Genomic DNA, 20,120 nt, shown 5'->3' with positions numbered 1-20,120 from the left:
CGGGCTCACCCGCTGCGCAGACAAGGCGGCAGGGCGGAGGGCAAGGCAAGCGGTGTTGGTGTCATATTCAAGCGCGTGCGGTCAATGCACGCCTGTCTTCGCAATGGAGTTCAACCGCTGGAGCAACGCCGGGTTTCTCGTGTCCCGGGATTTTTTTGATCATAGTTGATCCAAAGTTTGAATTTTCACGATATGGAAGTTTTTTACCGCGCCGCTTCTTTTTGCTAAATATTGCCCATTACACGGTCATAAATCGAAAAAAGTTGGGCCTCCTGAGCCTGCCAGGAGTATTTGTATTGTGCGGCCGCGAGCGCCGGTTTGAAGCGCCGCGCGCCGCCCAGTGCCGGATCGAACATGGTGTTAATCGCCGCCGCCAGATCGCTGAGGGATTTCATGTCGGCGACCAGGCCTATCTGGTCGGTCGTAATGACGTCGCGTAAATAGGGCAGGTCGTTCGCGATAATGGGTAGCCGCGATTGGACAAACTCAAACAGTTTATTGGGCGAGCAAAACCAGTGATTCAAATCCACCGGCTGGTAAGGAATAATGCCGGCGTCGGCCGAGGCCGTCCAATACAGCAGCTCGGCCTGCGGGACGGCGTCCTTGAAGTGCACGCGATCGCGCACACCCATTTCCTCGGCGATGGCGCTCAGGTCCTTGACGAGGTCGCCGTAGCCCATGAAAACGAGATGCACGTCGCTTCTGACCTGGGCCAGTGCCCGCACCAGATCCTGCAGGCCGCGGTCGGGCGACATCCAGCCCTGGAACAGCAGGATCTGCTTGTCGGCCGGGATGCCCATGGTTTCACGGAACAGATCGCGCGGCCGGTCGTGCAGATCGGTGAACGGATCGATGGCATTCAGAATGACATCGGGCGCCGGGATCTTGTAGCGGCGCGCGAACTCCTGGGCCAGGTGCGGGTTGACCGTGATGACGGCGTCGGCGCGCGGGATCAGTTTGGCCTCGTTGGCGCCCAGTCTTTTCTGCTGCTCGGGCGTCAGCGTGCAGATTTCCGGGTAGAGCTCGTGCGCGTCATAGATGAGGGGCACTTTCAAGGCGCGTGCGGCATTGACGCCGGCCTGAAGCTGGGGAAGATCGTGCGCATGGATGACATCCGGCTTCAGGTAGCGCGCCCGCGCCAGCAATGTCGTATCGCGATTGGTGCCGCCGTGCAGGCGCCGCACCACGCGCAGCGAGAATGCCAGCAGCCGGTTGGATATGACGGCCAGCAACCAGAAAAAGCGCCAGATCACGGTGGCGGCCACGCTGTGCAGGCGGTTGATGAGGTTCAGCAGCCGGGCGGATTCGGACACGGCGCGCCGGCGGCGCAGGATCTGCAGCGCACGCCTTCTGACCTTGACCAGCACGCGGAAAGGCAAGCTGGCCAGCAAAGCGCCGTAGCGCTGGCCCCGGCTTGAACCGGCATTGACCAGGCGGATGAAGCGGCCGTGGGCGGCCAACAGCAGGCGCTCGGCCCGGCTGGTCTGCGCGGCGACGGACACGCGCTCCACCTTCACGCCTTCGATGATCTCATGTGAGAGCAGCCCGGCGCCCGGAGCCGACAAGAGGATGACCTCGTTGTTGCGCGCAATGAGGGATTTTGCCTCCTGGATGATGCGGCGATCAATCTGCACATCATCGGTCATCATTAGTATTCGCATCTTATGGTTCTGAAAAAAGCGTTGCTTAAATACCGTATTGACGCAGAGCGATTCGGGCGACAGCCTGCGCGTCGTGATAGTTGCGCACATAAGCCATGCCCGCGGCGCCGATGTCCGCCCAGGATTGCGGCGCCGCGCTCAAGTCATCCACGACTTGCCCGATGTTCTCGGGCGTGGCCGAGACGATGGGAAGATCCGCAGGGTAGTGCGGCCGCAGATCGTCGCGGATATAACAGATGACGGGTTTGCCCAAGGCCATCATTTCCACCGAGAACTGCCCATACGCCCCGATAAGTAATTGGTCCACCACGATGTCGGCATTCAGACATAACTGCATGGCGTCGGCATGGCTCATGTTCTCGACCAATACCAATTCGATGTTGCGGCCTTTGGCCTGCAACTGCGCGATCGCCTCTTCGAGGTAGCGGGTACCTTTCAGTATGCGGCTGGACGGCCCGTGGACGACGCGCAGCTTTCTGCCTTGCAGATCGGGAATCGGGCATTGGGCCAATGATTGGCGCAAGGTGTCGAAACGCTCCATATCCAGTGGTTGCGGCAACCAGACCGCGCGGTCGACGAATTCGAGCAGGTCGGGCGTGCTGACGAAAACGCCGTCCGAGTCTTGCGCCGTGGCCAGCGCGAGATCGCGATTGGCGCTGCAGGCGGCAGGCCAACAGACCTTACAGGCGCTGAACTGGTAATTGCGTATGGTGGACTTCGCATCGCGCAGGTCGCAGCCGCAGAAGTAGAAAAAGATTTTCTTGTTCAGCCGGCGCAGCCAGGGGACGTCGAACAGCTTGTCGCCGGTGAGCGATTGGCCAAAATAAAAATGAAAAACGTCGTGCGTCAGCCCTTCCTTGAACGCGGTTGCCAACCGGTCCCGGAAGGAGTGCTTGAGGTAACGGTCGGCCTTGTATCCATAGGTTCCCGTGCCATAGCAGACGGCTTCGGCGTCAAAGCCCAGCTCGCGCTGCGCCTTGGCGAGCACACCCGCCGCACCGGCGACGTTGTTGGGCCCGTGGAAGATCTTCATGCCCAACGCCGCCAAGACTTAGCGGGGTTCGAGGAGGTGGCGTTCGCGTCCATGTGGAAAAAGGGTCGGTCGAGTAAAAGGCGTCCGCAGTTCAGGAAAAGAGTTTGCGCAGAAAGCCGCGTTTGCTGAGGGTGGCTTCGAGCTCGCTGCGGCGCGTCTCCAGATCCGTGTGCCTGATCTCCAGTTCGCCGTGCCGGGTTTCCAGATCGCCATGCCGGGTTTGCAGGTCGGCATGCAGCAGTTCCAGCTCGTTGCGGCGGGCCTCGATCGCGTTGGCCAGGTCGTTGAGCTCGGCGAGCCGGCGGGCGTTCTCCTGCTGTTGCTCCAGCAATCTGGCGTGGTTCTCGCGCGCGGCGGTGCTGTAGTCGAAGGCGCGCGCAAAGCAGGCGGCGTGGTCGAGCGGCTGAGCCGGCTCCAGAGTCAGGCGCTGCAGGCCGGCCGCGCGGGGAACACGCAGGCGGTAGGCCACGATACTGGGGCAGGCGGCGGGCATGAGCCAGGTCCATGCACCGTTATCGTCAGCTTCGGCCTGCAGTTCGATATATTCCTCGCGCACCGCGTCATAGAGCGCCAGCGCGGGCGCCGGCTGTTGCGCAGTGGCATCGCTGCTGATGCGGTGGGGCAGGGCCGGCAATAACAGAACGTCGAACTCCCCATCGGCGACGAGGTAGGGCCGCAGCGGATAGTTCAGCAGATGATCGAAGCGCGGACATTGATCCAAGGCGAGCGTGGCGGGCAGCGCGATGTCGCCCGCGAACGCCGGTTCGGCCACCGGTTTGGCGTCATGCGTGCCGCTGCGTTTGAGCAGCACCAGCAGTTCCGAAGGCAGGGGCGGCGCTTCCAGTCCGTTCTCGATGCGCAGATACTGCAAGGCGCAGAGCTGCCGCTCGAGCATGCTGGCTTGTGGCGAGCGCTCGGACGGGCCGCGTTGGGTGCCGCAGGCCGGGCAGACCGCCGAGGGGAATTCATAGTCCGTGTCGGCCAGCATCAGCGCCGCTTGCGACAGGCCGGGATTGCTGAAGGGCCAGCGCTCGCCTGCCAGGCTGGTGGAGACGACTTCGAAGTCCGCCGGAAACAGCTGCTCGAAATCCGCGGCCCGGTAGGAGCGCTGATGGTAGTGGGCGTGAAAGCGGTGCCGGCAGGCAGGGCACTGCACCAGGGAGGCTTCCAGTATTTCCCGGTAGGGCACGGCGATCAGAATGTACTTGCCGGCCACCCGCGCGATTTCCTTGATCGCTGCGCGGTAGACCTCGTCAGGGATGTGCTCGATCACGTCGCTCGACAGCACCAGGTCGAACTGCTGATCGGCAAACGGCAGCTCGGTCAGGTCGGCCAGAATGGTCGGCGCATTGACCTGAGCCAGGGCCGTTTGGCTGATGTCGCAGCCAGTGACCTCCCATTGATCCACCAGGGTGTTGGTCACGATGCCGCTGCCGCAGCCGGCATCGAGCACCGTGCGGACATCGGCCGGGATCAGGGATTTCAGGGCTTGCGCCACGTCGACCTGCGCCGCGCTGGGCGCGCTGTCCCAAAGCGTGGCCTGCTCGTAGTAATTGGAATTCATCCCTGACCTCCTGTGCGTGGCGTAACGGTCCAGCGGGCGTCGTCGACGACGAGACCTCGTTCGAGAAGGGCTTGCGGCGGCGGCGTCACCCGCAGCCGGTACTTGCGATCCTGGACTTCGTACGCCGTGGCTTCTTCCTGGCTGTGCGTCGTGAGGCCGTCGAAAATGCCGATGGAGACGAGGTAATCGCCTTTGCCCACGCGCAATGGCTCGAAAGCCGCTGTGATCACGCCTTGCTGCCCCTCGATATCCGTCGAGACAAAAGGCGAGACAACCTGGGACACGCAGCGGCCGTCCAGGCCGTAGATGCAGACCACGAATGACAGCCGGGCAATCGGCTTCTTGGTCTGCCAGCCGATCTTCACATACATCGGCTCGGAAAAATGAAACAGTCGGTGCGAGTTGCCGTCGGCGTCGAGGAAGTCGACATCGGTGATCCACGCATCGCCCGTGCCGTAGGTGAATTCATCGCGCTCGACCGGCTCTTCCTTGGGGGGCTCGGCCTCTTCGGTGGCGGCCGCGCGCATGGCGATGACGCTTTCGGCGCTGTCCTGCCCGGTGGCGTCCAGCGTACCCAGCGTGACGTAATCCACGCCGTCGAAAAGCTGCAGGATCAGCGGTTCAGTCGGCGAGACGGGGCCGTGCGTGATGCGGACCTTGAAGCCCGTGTCGTCGCCCATCCCCTGCGGCAGCCGCAAGCTGATGGGCGCATGGTTGTATGAACCCTTGAAGCGGCCCACCAGGCGATAGGGCTTGCCGGCTCGGGTCTTGGCGGGCGGGCCCCATTCCATGAAGCCTTTGGCGGTCAGCAGATGCAGGCGTTCGCTGCGGTCGTCGTCGCGCGCGTCGCCGACGATGAGCGATTCCAGCACTTCGTCGTGGTGCAGCAGGTCCACCTGGTAGACCGGCACTGGCGTTTGCGGCGCGCAATGCTCGGCGGTCACCAGACGCAGCACCAGTGTCTTGTCCAGGTCCGTCGAGGTGAGCAGTTCGCTGACGTGGCCGCGCTGCAACTTCAGATTGATGGCGCGCAGACGCAGTTCTTCCTGCTTGCGGATCGACAGCGCATAACGCTTGCTGACATCGTTGGGATCGCTGTCCATGATCATGCGGCCGCGTTCGATCCAGATGCAGCGGTCGCAGATCATCTGCACCGAGGCCATGTCGTGCGACACGAACAGCACGGTTGTGCCCTGCGAGGTCAGCTCGTGCATGCGCGCGGCCGACTTGGCGGCGAAATAGGCATCCCCGGCGCCAAGAATTTCATCGATGATGAGGATCTGCGGGCGCACCGCGGTGGCCACGGCGAAGGCCAGGCGGGAATACATGCCGGCCGAGTAGGTCTTGACCGGCTTGTCCATGAACTCATCGAGCTCGGAGAATTCGATGATGCTTTCGAGCAACTGCTGGGCGCGCCGCCCGGTCACCCCTTGATAGGCCAGGGCCGACACCGCGTTGGCGCGTCCGGTGAATTCGGGGTGAAAGCCGGTGCCCAGTTCCATGAGAGCCTGGACTTCGCCATTGACCCGTGCCTGGCCCGAGGTCGGCCGCAGCAGGCCGGCGACGATCTTCAGCAGCGTGCTCTTGCCCGCGCCATTGCGGCCGATCAGCCCGATGCGTTCGCCGGGCATGACGTTGAAATTGATGTCGCGCAGCGCCCAGAATTCTTCATAGCTGCTCGACGGTACCGGCAGGCCGAGCGTCTCCATCATCCGGTAGCGGGGCGACCGGAACATGCGGAACATTTTCGAGAGATCCGAGATCTCGATGATCGGCTTAGACATAGTCGGCAAACAGCGGCTTCAGGCGTGAAAAGACATAACCACCCAGCGTGAAGAATCCGCAAGCGATCAGCGTGAAGGTCAACAGCATGGAAAGCGGAAAGTCACCCAGGAACACCGCGTCGCGGTACAGCATGATCAGGTAGTACAGCGGATTGAGATACATGAAGGGCAGCACCGCCGCCGGAATCATGGAGTGCGTGTACGCGATGGGCGAGACCAGCATGAGAAAGAGCGTCATGATGGACACGGTCTGCGCGATGTCCGGCACGAACACGTTGATGGCCGATAGCAGCCAGATCAGCCCCACGGTGAAGATGAGCTGCAGCAGGATGATGATGGGCAGCAACAGCTGGGTCGGGTGAACGATGCCGTTGGCCCAGAGCACGATCAGCAGCAGGCTCAGGCCCACCAGCATGGTGACCGAGCTTGCCAGGACCGTTTTCACGGGGATCAGTTCGATCGGAAACAGGGTGTTCTTGACCAGACCTTTGTTGCCCAGCACGCAACTGACGCCGCTGCCCAGGGATTCCGAAAAGCCCAGGAAAGGGATCAGCCCGCTGAATATCAGCAGCACATACTCGAAGGTCGAGAAGCCGCCGAGCCGGATCTTGAAGATCATGGTGTAGACGACGGCGTACAGGCCCAGAAACATCAGGGGGTAGAGCAGGGTCCATACGATGCCCAGAATGGTCCCGGAGGAGCGTATGCGCACGTCAGTCAGGGTGGTCGCCCACAGCAGGTGGCGGTGTTTCCACAAAAGCCGAGATCTATCAAACATACTTAATATTCCTGACAATCCGAAAAGAATGCCAACGCAAATCCGCAGCGCGTTTTTTTTACAAGCGGAAGGGAGGTGGACGGAACCAGCGGGATCTCAGGCGACCAGTAAGGATGGTGCTGGGACTATTAGGACAGGACTCAGGAATGGCAGTTTGCCTGAGTTGATGCTGGTTAAGCGAGAGAGAGCCGATGAGGGCGGAATCGGGAGCGCCGGCGGTGATGGTCATCCGCGACGGAAACGACGCGGCAATCGACAGCGGTAAATGATTCTCGGTCATCAAGGGGGGATCAGTTTCAAGTGGCCGGGCAATCCCCCGGGACTGGGCATAATCATACTCGACCGTCGGACGCCTCACCCGCCCGCCGCCGGTGCTCTCAATTGCAGTAAATACGCATTCTCGTTGGTAATATTCTTTCGTATTTTTGCAGCCACTCCGGGCCGGCGGCGTTCAGCGAAAACGTATTCTGTTTAGCAGCCGCGAGGCCAAGGGGCGGAAACGGTTTTTCAGCCCCGGCGGCAGGTGGTGCCATATATTTGTTGCAGAACGCAGCAAATATTGTTTCATTGTTTTATTTTGCCCGGCCGAATCGGTCAAGTGAAAATCGAACCGCTCCGGGGCGGCCGGGCCCGCCGGCAGGCCGCGCAATGCGGTGTAAAACGGCTCGCTTTGTTTTTCCCAGTGGAATGTCGCCTCGAAATAGGCCCGGCCATGCTGACCGGTGGCGCGGCGCCCCTGCGGATTGCCGGCATAGGCCGAGACGGCGGCGATCAATGCCGCGGGGTCGCTGAAGTCGACGCTCAGCCCGCCCTGCGCGGCATGCAGAATGGCGCTGACGAAATCCAGGCGGTTGGACAGTACCGGCAAGCCGGCCGCCATGTATTGCGACACCTTGTTCGGGCTGCAGTAGCGACTGTTGAGTGTCGTGGGCTCGTAGGGGACCAGCCCCACATCGGCCGCGCTGGCCGCGGCCACCAGCTCGCTTTCGGCCACCGCCTCGGGGAAGAACACCCGTTTGCCCAGCATTCCGCTGGCCCGGGCTCGCTCCATGAGGCTGCTCTTATATGGCCGGTCTGGCCCGCGCAGCTCCAGGATGGCATTGGCCGGGGTGTGGGGCCAGGCGTCGAGAAGTAATTCCATGCCGCGTCCGGGCATGAAGTTGCCCTGGAAAAGAAAAATGCAGTCCTGGCCGGCCGCGGCGCGGGGGCGGGGCTCGAATCGGCCGCTGGCCAGAGGCTCGCAATTGGGGACGGCATCGAAGCGGTAGCCATAGAAGGCCGTCATGTGGTCGGCCAGCGGCGGCGAGACGGAGATCGCCGCGTCGACTTCGGCAAGCAGGGCGCGCTCGAAGGAAAACCAGATATCCAGTTCCCAGTCGCTGGTGTCCGGGCCCAGGGAGGTCGGCCAGAACTCGTGCGCGTCGTAAAGCACTTTGACCGCGCCATCGCTCAGGCGCTTGAGCGCCAGGGCGGCAATGAGCGCATCGAAATCGGCGGCAATCAGCACCTGGTGGCCGCGGGCATGGAGGGCGCCGGACAGCAGGGTTTCCGCCGAGGAGAGCAGATGGCGGCATTGCCAATTGAAGACAGGCACTCTGGCCGGGCTGACGGTCTTGCCCGTGAGCGCTTCGAGTTCGGCGGCAGACATGCGTGCCAGCCCGCGCAGTCTTTCCAGCGCCTCGCGCGCCGCGCCGGGCTGCGTGCGTTCGCGCCAGGTCTCGCTGTCCTGCCTGGGCAAGGTCAGCGTCAGGCCCCCGCGCCGCGTGTGGGCAGGCACGGGCGGGGAGTCGGCCGGGCCGACACCGAGGATGTGTACGAGGAGGTCCGCCGCCGCGCCTTCGGCCACCCAGAACACCCGCGGGTCGGCCGCCGGCGGATGCGCGCACAACAGCAAGGCCTGAAGCGGGGGCGTCACACTGGCCTGCGGCACGACAGAGACCGGGCCGCCGTCGCTGCCGGGCTGGGTTGGGGGCATGCTGCTACCTTGTTTGGGTTCGGACGCGTGGGCCAGCGGTGTCAGGCATCCACGGCGTTGAGGGTCATCCAGCGAGAGAAATTCACCCATCGCCAGGCTTGCCAGGAAAAAGCGCTTCGACCCTCCATCATGGCGTCAAAGTGCGCGAGCATCTTTTCGCGCCGGATGAAGGGCACTTGGGGGCCGGCCTGCAGCCACTGCCGCAACTGCGGTGCCAGCGCGCGCATCCAGGCTTGTTCGGGCGTGGCAAAGCCGATTTTATCTTTGCGCTCGAGCACGGCCTGCGGCACGATGCCCTTGAGGGCGGCGCGCAGCAAGTGTTTGGTGTCAGCGCGGGAAGACAAGAGATAGTCCTCGGGCAGCCCCAGCAGGAACTCGGCCAGGTCGCAGGTCAGGAAGGGAACGCGGCTTTCGAGGCTGAAGTGCATGGCGTTGCGGTCGCCGTGGCGCAGCAGCGCGGGCAGACCATCGCCTTGCAGTGCGCCGGCCAGCGCGCCCATGACCTGACGGCCGCGCGGGGCGGCAGGCCGGCGCTGGGGCGCAAGCGGTCTGCCCGCGAGGTTGAGCCAGTCCAGCTGCGCGTGGCTGCGTTGTTTGAGCGCGTGATAGCGGTCCGGCGCAAATGCCAGCAGGCAGGCCTGCGCCAGCAGCCGCAATCCGCGCTGGCCATGATTGCCGAGCCGCCGGGCGTACTGCAGCGCGCGCCGCGGCTGTCCGCTGCCCAACAGGCTGGCCAGCCGTTCGACGGGATAGCCGCCGTAGCCGGCCAGCAGCTCGTCGCCGCCCTGGCCCTCCAGCGCCACGACGATGCCGCTTTGCCGTGCGTGCTGGAAAATGCGGTACTGCGCGTAAATACTGGTGCTGCCGAAGGGCTCGTTCTGCGCGAGGATCAGTGCGTCGAGGTCGCGCGCGAGCTCGGGTGCCGACAAGGTGATCTTGTGCGCGATGGCGCCGCAATGGCTGTTGACCACATCCACCCACCGCTCTTCGGACTGGGCGCCCTCGGCGATGTAGCTGAACGTATGGATGGGCAGGGCCGGTTCCACATGCCGCATCGCGCAGACGATGGCCGAGGAATCCAGCCCGCCGGACAGCGCCGCGCCGATCGGCACGTCGCTGCGCAGATGCAGGCGCACACTGTCCAGAAACCGGTCACGGAATTCGGCGGCGGCGTTCTCGAAGCTGCCGGTATAGCGTTCGGCCACCGGCGCCTGCCACCACCGTTGCGCGATGGCTGGCGCACCGGGTTCGTAGCGCAGCAGGTGGGCGGGTTCGAGTTGGCGCAGATCGTGGATGAAGCTGCCCGCGCCGTTGTCGTAGCGGCCGCGCACGAGATAGTCGATGGCGCGGTCGTGATCCAGGCGCTTGAGCGAGGGATCCAGTGCGCGCACGGCGGTCAGTTCCGAGCCGAAGACCAGACGTTGATCGTCCGCGCTGTAGTAAAGCGGCTTGATGCCGAAGGCATCGCGCGCGAGAGTGAGGCTGCCATCCCGCGCGTCGTACACCGCAAAGGCAAACATGCCGGTCAGGCGGCGTAACGCGGCCGGGCCCCATTGTTGCCAGGCAGCCAGCAGGACTTCGGTGTCGGAATCGCTATCGAAGGCGTGCCCCTGCGCGCGCAGGGTCTGGCGCAACTCACGGTAGTTGTAGATTTCGCCGTTGTAGACGAGGGTGAGCGGGCCGCGCACCATCGGTTGATGTCCGGCGTGGCTCAGATCGATGATGGATAGCCGCGTATGCCCCAGGCTGAGGTGGCCGCGGTGAACCGGGCATGCGATGTGGCCTTGGTCGTCCGGGCCGCGATGCTTCAGACAGGCCAGCCCGCCGGCCAGCGACACGTCGCGAGGGGTCGAGCGATCCAGCCACCAGCCGCCAAGAATTCCACACATTTCGGTTCAGGAAGACCTGTTTTTATGCAGTTGCAGGCGATGAAGGCAAACGCCCCGGGGTAGCTCGAAATGGTATCATGCCGCCGATAGACGACGTCCCTTACGGTCAAGATGAAAATCGCTTACCTGACGTTTGAAGTCCCCGGCGGACATTCCGGTGTAGCGAAAAAAATTTCGGCCCAGGCAGCCGATTGGCGCGGTCGGGGGCATGAGGTCCGGCACTTCATTCTGGCCCGTCCGACCCTCCCCCGCACGCCGGATACCGCGTTTCTGCTGACCACATCCCTGCGCCCGCCGATTCTGGCTGCGGCGCTGTCGTTTGCGTCCATTCGGCGCGCGCTGCGCAACTGGCAGCCTGACATCATCTATCTGCGCCAGATGCTGTGGTGGCCCGGCGCGGTGTCGGCCATCAACGTCGCGCCCATGGTGATCGAATACAACTCCATCGCGCGCAACGAGTACCGTGGCGCGGCGCCCGCGAAGTCTTTGCTCGAACGGCTATCGCGCCACTGGTTTCCCGCCGCCGCGGCAGGGTTGGTGGCGGTCACCCAGGAGCTGGCCGACGACGTGCCCCCTGGCCGCGCCCTGCGCGCGGTCATCAGCAACGGCTTTGATTTTTCGCGCGCGCAGGCGCGCCGTCCGCCGCACAACACGCGCGCGCAACTGCTGTTGGTGGGTTCGCCAGGCCAGCCCTGGCACGGTGTGGATAAAGTGCAGCGTCTGGCCGGCCTCATGCCGGAGTGTGATTTTCATGTCGTCGTGCCCGGCCTGCATGGCCCGGGTACGGAGAATCTGCAGTTTCATGGCGGGCTGTATGGCGCGGATCTGGCGCAACGCTATGCGCAGACGGATGTCGCGATCGGGACGCTGGCGCTGCACCGCAAGGGCATGCAGCAGGCCGCGCCCTTGAAGACCCGCGAATACCTGGCGCATGGCATTCCCGTGATGGCCGGCTATGCGGATGCCGACCTGCAGGGCGCCGATTATTGGCTCAATATCGGCAATGCGCCGAACAATGTGGAAGAGGGAGTGGGCGCGATGCGTACGTTCGTGCAGGCCTGGCGCGGACGCCTGCCCGATAGGCAGGACATCGAGCGGCGCCTGAGCTACGCCAGCAAGGAAACGCAGCGCTTGGCTTTTTTTGAGCGGGTCCTGCAGCATGCCGGCTAGAAAAATCGCGCTGATCACCAACGGCTACCCGGATGCGGGCGCGCGCGAGCGCTCTTTCATCCTGCCCGAACTCAAGGCATTGCTGGCCTATGGGCATGAGGTGACCCTGTTCCCGGTGCGCCCGACGGGCCGCGTCGATCCGGCGTTGCCGACAGGGGTCAGGATAGATCAAGGTCTGGCGCGCCTGCACCGGCCAGGCCAGGAGATCATCAATCTGCTCCTGCTGCTGGGCTGCCGCGCCTTTTGGCGCGAAGGCCGGCGCAGCCTGCGGCAGGGCGGCTGGTCGCATGTGTGGCATTTTCTGCGGGAAAGCGTGCGCATGGCGGCCGTCATGCGATTGCGCGCCACCCTGGCGGCCTACGATGTGCTCTACACCTACTGGTTCAAGGGCGAGGCCACGGGGGTGGGGTTGTTGCCATTGAGCCATGTGCGCCGGGTGACGCGGGCGCACGGCTACGATCTTTATGAAGAGCGCAACAACAACAACGGCTACATACCCTATCGCGCTCAGACCCTGCCCTTGCTGGATCGCGTCGTGTTGCTCTCGCCCGAAGCGTGTGGCTATCTGGACCAGCGCCACCCCGGCTACCGCGCCCGGATGGCCATCTCGCCGCTGGGGGTGGAGGGTTCTGATCGCAGCAATCCCGATCCGGTCACGCCGGCGATTTCGCTGGTGTCCTGTTCTTATGCGACCGCCAACAAGCGCGTGCCGCTGATCGGGGCCTTGGCCGCGGCGCTGGCGCGGCACTTGCCCGATCGCCGCGTCACATGGACCCACTTCGGTGTGTCGCAGGCTGAGCTGGCGCACGGACTGGATGCCGCCGTGCCGGACAATCTGCATATTCATCTGCCGGGCGAAGTGCCCAATGATGTCGTGCGGCATTGCTATGCCACCGAAGCGGTCAGCCTGTTCATCAACCTGAGCCGCTCCGAGGGGCAACCGGTATCGATCATGGAGGCGATGGCCTTTGGCATTCCGGTGGTGGCCACGGCGGTCGGCGGCGTACCGGACATGATCCAGCACGGCGGCGGGCTGACTTTACCGGTGGATGTCGATGTGGAGGCGGCCGCTCAGCAACTGGCCAACCTGTTGCAGGACACGGCGCGTTATCAGGCCATGCGTGCCGCGGCCCGGACCACGCAACGCACCTATTTCAATACCTGCGTCAACCACCTCAAGCTGGCGGAGTTGCTGGGCCGCGTGTGAGTCTGCCGCCTCAGGCGGCGCGGACCTGGCCCGACGGCGCGTATTCCTGCACGATCTGCTGCAACAGCGCGACGGCCTGGCTGGCATCATGGCAGCGCAAGGTCTGCTCCAGCGCCTGCAACTGCGGCATGAGGTGTTCGTAGGGGATGTGGTACTCGGTGGCCCGCATGATGCGCGGGTGCAGCGTGGGCCGCGCGTCGGCACCGATGAGCAGCTCCTCGTAGAGCTTTTCACCCGGGCGCAGGCCCGTGACGCGGATCTCGATGTCGCCATCGGGCTGTTCGGCGCTTTTGACGGTCAGGCCGTAGATGCGGATCATGCGCTCGGCCAGGTCACGAATACGCACGGGCTCGCCCATGTCCAACACGAACACTGAGCCGGACTCGCCCATGGAGCCCGCCTGCAGCACCAATTGCGCGGCCTCGGGGATGGTCATGAAATAGCGGGTGATGTCGGGGTGGGTCAGGGTGATGGGCCCGCCGTCGAGAATCTGGCGTCGGAACAGGGGCACCACGCTGCCGGAACTGCCCAGCACATTGCCGAAGCGCACCATGGAAAATCGGGTGCTGCTCTGGATTTCGGCGTGCGCCTGCAGCACCAGTTCGGCCAGACGCTTGGAGGCGCCCATGACGTTGGTGGGACGGACGGCCTTGTCGGTGGAAATCAGAACGAAATCGCGCACCCCGGCCTGGATGGCCGCCTCGGCCATCTTGAGGGTGCCAAAGGTGTTGGTGCAGATGCCTTCGGCGACGTTGTGTTCGACGATGGGCACATGTTTGTACGCGGCGGCGTGATAGATGGTCTGGATGGCGTGCTGCCGCAACTGTTCCAGGCAGTGGTCGGCATGCCGCACCGAGCCGAGCACGCCGATGATCTCGGTGCCCGGCGTGGCGCGCGCGCGCAAGTCCTGCTCGATGGTGTAGAGCGCCGGTTCGGACATCTCGAGCAGGACCAGCCGCCGGGGCTTGAGCGCCAGGATCTGGCGCGACAGCTCGGAGCCTATCGAGCCCCCCGCGCCGGTGATCATGACGTTGCGGTCGACCACGCATTGGCCAAGCAGGGATTCGATAGGGGCTACCGGATTCCGCCCCAGCAAGTCTTCCACCTGCACGTCGCGCAGGCGCACGCCGTTGACCGGGTCGATGAGCTCGCGCATGCTGGGCACCAGGCGGATGCGCAGCCGGTAGGGTTCGGCCGCTTCGACGATGGCGCGGATCTCGGGCGGCGTGGCCGACGGGATGGCGATGAGCAGTTGCCGCACGTTGTGGCGGTCGATCAGGCGCGAGAGCTGTTCGGGCGGATAGACGCGCAGGCCGGAGACCACCAGGCGATGTTTGCGGCGGTCGTCGTCGAGCATGGCGACGGGGCGATAGTAAGGCCCGGCGCGCAAGGCCGCGGCCAGTTGCGAGCCCGCGCCGCCGGCGCCATAGATCAACACCGGGATGCGGGGGTCGGCCATGTGGTGGTCGGCCGGGAAAAGCAGTTTGCGGGCGAACAGCCGGATGCCGATCAGCCCGACCAGGGCCAGCGCCGCGTAAATGACCAGCACACCGCGCGACAAGGTCGATAGCTGCAGGAAGGTATTGCCTGCCGTCACCACCATGACGGACACGAGGATGCCGCCGAGGATGGCGGCCACCACCCGCTCGCTCATGTAGCGCAGGATGTAGAAGTAAACGCCGAAGGCGCCCAGCGCGGCGATCCCGCCGGCGCAGGCCAGCAGCGACAGGAAAAAATACTGCTGGGTGACGAAGAACAGCTCGAAACGCAGCCATAGGGCGCAGTGAAAGGCGAACAGCAGGATCACCGCGTCGAGCACGATGGCCAGCAATTGCTTGATGGCTCGCGGCAGATCGACAAACAGGCGCCGAATGGGATACGGAAGAATCATCAATGAGGCGTGCGATTAAGTGCGGTGAGGCAGCAATTTTAGCGATAGCCAGGGTTGCAGCCGGCCTGGGGCCGGTCCGGGCTGCTTGAAAATCCGTCGAGCACGCCCTTGCGGGCTGTGACCGCCTCAGGCGAAACCGATGCAGATTCCGAAGAACAGCAAGGGCGCCAGGATGCCGACAGCGATGAGCCGGCCGGTGAGCATGGCCTGGATGGCATGGTAGACGTCGCCGGTGGGGCGGGCATCGACGATCCCGGCAATGCGCGGTTCGAGCACAAAGGTCAGCAGCACAGTGGCCACGCCGTTGATCATGCCTGAAAGTTGGGAGATGGTGCTGCGGTATTCGTGAAAGACCAGCGCGAAGTAGTAGGAAAGCAGCACGCCCAGGCAATAACAGAGGAAAACCACGGCCGCGATCAGGGCGATGCGCCGGGTAGGAACCGGATCACGCAGGACCAGCTCGGCGCGGACTTCGGCCAGACTGAGCGCCGGCTGGCCGGCGCGCTGGCGAACCAGATTGGTCAGCATGGCGATCCAACGGTAGCGCAGACTCCAGCCCAGCAGCGACAGCAGAGCGGCGCCGGCCAGCGCGCCCAGACCCATTTCGATGTACTGCCAGGTGGGGATTTGTTTGTCGATCAGAAAGCCCAGCAGCGGCATGAGGGCCAGGTAGAAAAAACGCGTGACCGTGGTGGTGGCGTTCTGGATGGCATAGCCGGTCACGGGTTTGCCCGCCAGCCGCCCGGCTACGCGCGCGTAGTAGCTCAGGTACTCCAGCAAATGAATGATGGAATAGCTGGCGATCACCAGCCAGGGCAACAAAAGCATCGTTATCGGATCTTGGACAGAGCGCGGTGGTAGACGCCTAGCATGGCGTCCAGGCTGAGGTTCCAAGTGTAGCGTTCCAGCACGCGCTGGCGCCCGGCCTGGCCCAGGGCCTGGCGGCGCGCCGGGTCGAGCAGCAGCTCGGTCAGACGCCGCGAGGCGGCCAGATCGTCCTCGCGCGGCACGACAAAGCCGGTCTGGCCGTCGACCACGATTTCGGCCGGGCCGTCGGCGTCGGAGACCAGCACGGGCAGCCCGCAGGAACTGGCCTCCAGAATGGCCACGCCGAAACTGTCCATGCGGCTGAGCGCGGCGTAGACCTCGAAGCCGCGCAGCACTTCCGGCACCGAATCGTGCGGAATCTTGCCCATGAAGCGGGTCGAACCCGTGATCTCCAGCGTGGCGGCCAGCGCCTGGAGTTCGGCGCGCAGGCTGCCGTCGCCGTAGATGTGCAGTTGCAGGCGGGCGGCCAGCGCGGGGTGCGTGGTCGACAGCAGGCTGCGCGTGCGGGCATAGGTTCTGAGCAGAACGTCGATGCCGTAGTGATGTTCGAGGGCTTTGACCGTGCCGATGACGATCGGGCCGTCGGGATTGCGGTGGCTGGCCGGGGAGAAGGCCGACTCATCGATACCGAAGGGTGTGATGTTGATGGCGCCGCGGGTCAGTTTGGACATTTCGCGGCTCATGGCCTGGCTGGTGGCGCACAGCGCCGTCGCGGCGTTCAGGTTGCGTTGCAGCAGGCGGCGGTGCCAGGTGCTGGCACGCGGGAACTCGTAGATGTCGCTGCCCCAGGCCGACAGCACCATGGGCCGGCAGCCCGCGTGGCGCGCCAGCAATCCGTAACCGGTGGCGTAGTGCACATTGGTCAGGTCAGGCTGGATGCGCTGCACCAGGCGGCGCAGCGCGCCGGCGGCCAGGGCATAGCCCAACGGCCGGCCCCAAGGCAGGCGGTGCAGTCGCACGCGGGGATCGTAGGCGCCGGGGGGGAAGGCTTCCAGCGCGGCAAGGTGGACGTTCAGTCCGCGTTGCGCGAGCCCGTTGGCCCAGCGAATGGTGTGGATGCTTTGTCCGGGGGCAAGCAAGAGAATGCAGATCGGGGAGGAGCCAGACGCCAAGGCGCCGACGGTACTGCTGGGCAACAAGGTGAATCTTCCACCGGGCGGTAAATAGCCGACCGCCCGCAACGCCATAAACTTGATCAGGCTACTGAATGATCAGGTAGCCAAATTAGCATGCAGCGCGCCGAACCAACGCCTGTCCCCAATTACGGTTATTTCAAATGATGTCGTCTTTTAGCGCCCTATGCTGCCAATTGTGCGCACGATAATGACAAGGTCGCCGAAGAATGATTGTTGCTTTACATAGGCGACTTGCAGTTTGAGCTTTTCAGGAAGAATGATTTCCCGATAGGTTTTTTCCGGGTCGGCCGACTTTCCGAGTAATTCATTCTCATTACGAAAATGAATCGAAGCGGGATCGGTAATCCCGGGGCGTACCGATAAGACAATACGCGCGACCTCCTGCGGGTAGAGGCGGACATAGCGGGCGACTTCCGGACGCGGGCCCACCAGACTCATGGTGCCCAGCACGACGTCGATCAACTGGACCAGCTCGTCGAGCTTCCAGCGCCGGATGAGCGCGCCCACGCGGGTGATACGGGGATCGGCGCCGATGGTGATCTGGCTGGCCTGGGCGGCCTGGCGTTCGGCCATGCTGCGCAGTTTGTGAATGCGAAACGGCCGGCCATGGCGGCCGATGCGCTCCTGCCGGAAAAACACCGGCCCCGGGCTGTCGAGCTTGATGGCGATGGCCACCAGCAAGAGCAGCGGCGAGAGCAGCAGCAGCCCAAGCAGGGCGCATATCAGGTCGAATGCGCGTTTGATCATCACATCAGCAGGTCGCGCACCGTCCGGATCACTTTGTCCACCTGGGCCTGGCTCATGCGCGAGTACAGCGGCAGGCTGACCATGGCGTCGAACGCGGCCTGCGAGTGCGGAAACATGTCGGGCGTGAGCTGATAGCGGTCGCGCCAGTAAGGTTGCAGATGCAGCGGCACGTAATGCACGCTGCAGCCGATGCCGGCTTGCGTCATGCGCACGATGAAGGCATCGCGCTCGATGCCGGCTTGCGGCAGCAGGCGAATGACATACAGATGCCAGGCGTGCTCGTCGTCGTCGCGATGCGGCTGCCCTTGCACCTGCGGCGTGCGTCCGGGGCAGGGCGGCAGGATGAGCGGCAGATCCGCGAACGCCTGGTCATACGCCGCGGCGATGGCGGCGCGGCGATCGCGCATGGCCTGCACGCGGCGCAGTTGCACCCGGCCCATGGCCGCGGCCGTATCGGTCAGGTTGTACTTGAAGCCGGGCGCGACGATTTCGTAGTACCAGGCGGGTTTATCGGAGGTGAAGCGGTCGAAGGCATCGCGGTCGATGCCGTGCAGCCGCATGACGCGGCAGCGTTTGGCCAGCGCCGGATCGCGCGTGACGACCATGCCGCCTTCGCCGGTGGCCAGCGTCTTGGTGGCGTAAAAGCTGTAGATGGTCAGATCGCTTTGCAAGGTGCCGACGCGTTCGCCCTGCCAACTGGCCGGCAGGGCATGCGCGGCGTCCTCGATGACGCGCAGGCCGTGGCGGCGCGCGATGTCCAGGATGCTGTCCATATCGCAGGCCAGGCCGCCGTAATGCACCGGAATGATGGCCTTGGTGCGCGGGGTGATCGCGCGCTCGACCGCGGCGGGCGAGATGCATAGCGTGGCCGGGTCGATGTCCACCAGGACGGGTTCGGCGCCCAGATAGCGGGCCACTTCGGCGCTGGCGGTGAAGGTGTGGGTGGTCGTGATGACCTCGTCGCCGGGGCCTACGCCGATGGCCTCCAGCGCCAGATGCAGGCCGGCGGTGGCCGAGTTGACGGCGATTGCCTCCAGGCCCGCGCCCAGATAGGCGGCAAACTCCAGCTCGAAAGCCTTGGCGTTGGGACCGGTCGTCAGCCAGCCCGAACGCATGGCATCGGCCACGACCTGGATCTCTTCTTCGCCGATGTCCGGCAGCGCAAAGGGGATGAAGTCGCTCATGAGTTCAGTGCTCGGTGGGGGCGGGCCGCGCGAGGGCGGCCTCGAGGAATTGCTGCGCCAGCACGGGATAGTCGTGGTGGTCCAGCACATACTGGCGGCCGCGTGCGCCCATCAGGCGGCGTTCGGCCAGCGGGGTGTCGCGCAGGTTGACGATGGCTTGCGCCAGCGCCTGCGGGTCTTCGGCCGGCACCGAGACGCCGCACGCCGCGTCACCGACGATGTCGTTGCCGCTTTCGATGGCCTGGATGACGGGGCTGCCGGCCAGCATGTAGTCAAACAGTTTGTTGGGACTGACCCCGAACGTAAACAGCGGGCTGCGCCGCAGGCCGATATAGGCCGCGTCCACCTGGGTCATCACGGCCTGGACGGCCGGGCGCGGCACGGGATCGGCGAACACCACGTGGTCCAGCCCGAGCGCGCGCGCCTGTGCCTGCAATGCGGCCTTATCCGGCCCGCTGCCCAGCAGCACGAGTCCGATCGGCGCCTGGCGCAACTGGGCCATGGCCGAGAGCAAGGTGTCCAGCGCGTTGGCGTGGCCGTGGGTCCCGGCGTAGAGCAGGACGAAATCGCAATCTTGGCGCAGCGCCTCTATCTGCGCGCGCACGCGCAGATAGTCGGCATCGGCAAAATCCGGGGCGCTGTACTCGGCCACCGGCACGCCATTGGGCACGTGGGCGTAGCGCGCCGGATCGAGCCCGCGGCTGCGCATGTGGGGCAGCGCGCAGGGCAGCATGGAGACGGTGAGGTCGGCGTGCTTGTACGCGTAATCCTCGGCGTATTGCATGCTGGCGATCATGGGATGCCAGGCGCCAAAGCCCCCCAGCAGGCGCGGCGTCAGCGGCCAGAGATCGTGCACCTCGAAAACCAGGCGCGCAGCACGAAGCCGCGCCAGCCTTGCGGCGGGCAACACGTCGTAGGGGTGCGTGGACGAGGCGATGACGATGTCGGGCCGCCACGCGCCCAGATCGCCTGGCAGCCGGTACAGCCGCGCGCTGAACTGCAGCATGTTGAGCAGGCGCCGCGCCCCATTGCCCTGATAGGGCAGCGTCGCATACCAAAGATACTCGACGCCATCGATCCATTCACGCGTGAGCCGGCCCCGGGTGTGGGGCGCATGCGCGCGGATGTGCGAGACGCTGGCCGCCGCGATCTTGACCTCATGCCCCGCCGCGAGCCACTCGCGCCCGAAGTAATACGGGCGGAACTCCATGCCGTCACGCGGCGAACCGGCGTAGTGATTGATCAGGAGAATGCGCATGATGAATGCCCCGCT

The 20,120-nt window shown here is 64.5% G+C and carries 15 protein-coding genes; 2 read left to right on the top strand and 13 right to left on the bottom strand.

The genetic code is table 11. The annotated features are described in order from the left end of the window. Window positions 1–224: 224 nt before the first annotated feature. The 7 genes from CAL22_RS20710 to asnB form a co-directional block, all read right to left on the bottom strand. Window positions 225–1,649, bottom strand: coding sequence for a glycosyltransferase family 4 protein (locus tag CAL22_RS20710; protein WP_167383701.1), 1,425 nt, complete (start codon window positions 1,647–1,649; stop codon window positions 225–227). 37 nt (window positions 1,650–1,686) lie between these two features. After that, a complete protein-coding gene (locus CAL22_RS20705; protein ID WP_094816466.1) occupies window positions 1,687–2,694 on the bottom strand; it encodes a glycosyltransferase in 1,008 nt (335 codons plus the stop codon). Window positions 2,695–2,785: 91 nt separating this feature from the next. After that, complete coding sequence (locus CAL22_RS20700; RefSeq protein WP_094816464.1) at window positions 2,786–4,258, bottom strand: class I SAM-dependent methyltransferase; 1,473 nt, start codon at window positions 4,256–4,258, stop codon at window positions 2,786–2,788. Further along, entirely contained in the window at window positions 4,255–6,042 is a 1,788-nt protein-coding gene (locus CAL22_RS20695) for an ABC transporter ATP-binding protein (protein WP_094816462.1), read from the bottom strand. The genes CAL22_RS20700 and CAL22_RS20695 overlap by 4 nt, the downstream gene beginning before the upstream one ends. After that, window positions 6,035–6,820, bottom strand: a complete 786-nt coding sequence (locus tag CAL22_RS20690; protein ID WP_094816460.1) for an ABC transporter permease — start codon at window positions 6,818–6,820, stop codon at window positions 6,035–6,037. The genes CAL22_RS20695 and CAL22_RS20690 overlap by 8 nt, the downstream gene beginning before the upstream one ends. 451 nt (window positions 6,821–7,271) lie before the next feature. Beyond that, a complete protein-coding gene (locus CAL22_RS20685) occupies window positions 7,272–8,795 on the bottom strand; it encodes a glycosyltransferase (protein ID WP_143277010.1) in 1,524 nt (507 codons plus the stop codon). Window positions 8,796–8,836: 41 nt separating this feature from the next. Next, on the bottom strand, window positions 8,837–10,684 hold the full coding sequence (gene asnB, locus CAL22_RS20680; RefSeq protein WP_094816456.1) for an asparagine synthase (glutamine-hydrolyzing): 1,848 nt from the start codon (window positions 10,682–10,684) through the stop codon (window positions 8,837–8,839). A gap of 111 nt (window positions 10,685–10,795) precedes the next feature. Between asnB and CAL22_RS20675 the strand changes: the two genes are divergently transcribed. Both CAL22_RS20675 and CAL22_RS20670 read left to right on the top strand, forming a co-directional pair. Next, window positions 10,796–11,854, top strand: coding sequence for a glycosyltransferase (locus CAL22_RS20675; protein WP_094816454.1), 1,059 nt, complete (start codon window positions 10,796–10,798; stop codon window positions 11,852–11,854). After that, complete coding sequence (locus tag CAL22_RS20670) at window positions 11,844–13,061, top strand: glycosyltransferase (protein WP_094816452.1); 1,218 nt, start codon at window positions 11,844–11,846, stop codon at window positions 13,059–13,061. The genes CAL22_RS20675 and CAL22_RS20670 overlap by 11 nt, the downstream gene beginning before the upstream one ends. Before the next feature lie 10 nt (window positions 13,062–13,071). Here the strand turns inward: CAL22_RS20670 and CAL22_RS20665 are convergent, their stop codons facing one another. From CAL22_RS20665 to CAL22_RS20640, 6 genes are all read right to left on the bottom strand, one after another. Further along, entirely contained in the window at window positions 13,072–14,952 is a 1,881-nt protein-coding gene (locus CAL22_RS20665) for a polysaccharide biosynthesis protein (RefSeq protein ID WP_094816450.1), read from the bottom strand. Between the two features lie 126 nt (window positions 14,953–15,078). Beyond that, the gene (locus tag CAL22_RS20660) at window positions 15,079–15,780 is read right to left on the bottom strand and encodes a lipid II flippase family protein (RefSeq protein ID WP_094816448.1); all 702 of its coding nucleotides are present in this window, start codon (window positions 15,778–15,780) and stop codon (window positions 15,079–15,081) included. A gap of 2 nt (window positions 15,781–15,782) precedes the next feature. Beyond that, window positions 15,783–16,919 (bottom strand): glycosyltransferase, encoded by a 1,137-nt coding sequence (locus tag CAL22_RS20655; protein WP_244193956.1) that lies wholly within the window; start codon window positions 16,917–16,919, stop codon window positions 15,783–15,785. 150 nt (window positions 16,920–17,069) lie between these two features. Next, window positions 17,070–17,663 (bottom strand): sugar transferase, encoded by a 594-nt coding sequence (locus CAL22_RS20650; protein WP_094816446.1) that lies wholly within the window; start codon window positions 17,661–17,663, stop codon window positions 17,070–17,072. After that, window positions 17,663–18,847, bottom strand: coding sequence for a DegT/DnrJ/EryC1/StrS family aminotransferase (locus tag CAL22_RS20645; protein ID WP_094816444.1), 1,185 nt, complete (start codon window positions 18,845–18,847; stop codon window positions 17,663–17,665). Before CAL22_RS20645 ends, CAL22_RS20650 begins: the two co-directional genes overlap by 1 nt. 4 nt (window positions 18,848–18,851) lie before the next feature. After that, complete coding sequence (locus tag CAL22_RS20640; RefSeq protein WP_094816442.1) at window positions 18,852–20,105, bottom strand: glycosyltransferase family 4 protein; 1,254 nt, start codon at window positions 20,103–20,105, stop codon at window positions 18,852–18,854. Window positions 20,106–20,120 lie beyond the last annotated feature (15 nt).

It is taken from the genome of Bordetella genomosp. 12 (genome assembly GCF_002261355.1).
Lineage (GTDB): Bacteria > Pseudomonadota > Gammaproteobacteria > Burkholderiales > Burkholderiaceae_B > Bordetella.
Note: the sequence above shows the minus strand (reverse complement) of the source record. Positions and strands in the feature narration are given on the sequence as shown.